The following is a 591-nucleotide window of genomic DNA, read 5'->3' as shown; positions in this document are numbered from 1 at the left end:
GACCCTGCCAAGGCCTGCTGGTTTCCGGCAGCAACCCGCTATGTCGCAGAAGAGCATAGCGGCTGGTACGATATGCCGGAAATCTGGGAACGAGTGAACCTGTATCTGTCGACAAACCGGGAGCAGGATACCTATGTGACCGATTCCCTCCGCCAACAGCGCCCTGTCCAGGGACGACCGAATGTAAAGGTGTGGCAGCACGCGCAAGGAAGCGGCGTGGAGATGTCCGGGCAAGAGCTGACCCTTTCCACCTCGGGCGAACTTTCTATTATTTTGAACGAGCAGAGCGGCATTACGGTCAGCAGTCCGGGGAATATACAGATTCAAGGGGGCCATGTGAAGCTGAAGGCCGGTCGGCAGCTGTCGCTGGAAGCGGGAACCGCCCTGTATCTGACAGGCGGTTCCAGCAGCATGGTGCTGGATGGTGAAACGGATACCAAAGCCCCGGTGATTCATCAGGAAGGGACGGTCAAGGCTCCTGTCTTCGTAGCCGACCTCCCTCCGATTCCGGAACCTCCGTTAATGAGCGTCCAGGCGTATCAGGCGGCACAGGCAGCTGCTGCGGCACAGGCAGCTGCTGCGGCTCAGGCA

Annotated in this window: 1 pseudogene; it reads left to right on the top strand. The window is 59.4% G+C overall.

The window, feature by feature from the left end:
- Window positions 1–591, top strand: a pseudogene (locus L692_RS32925) (hypothetical protein); the annotation flags it as partial.

Source organism: Paenibacillus forsythiae T98, from assembly GCF_000520735.1.
Classification (GTDB): Bacteria; Bacillota; Bacilli; order Paenibacillales; family Paenibacillaceae; genus Paenibacillus_AQ; species Paenibacillus_AQ forsythiae.
Note: the sequence above shows the minus strand (reverse complement) of the source record. Positions and strands in the feature narration are given on the sequence as shown.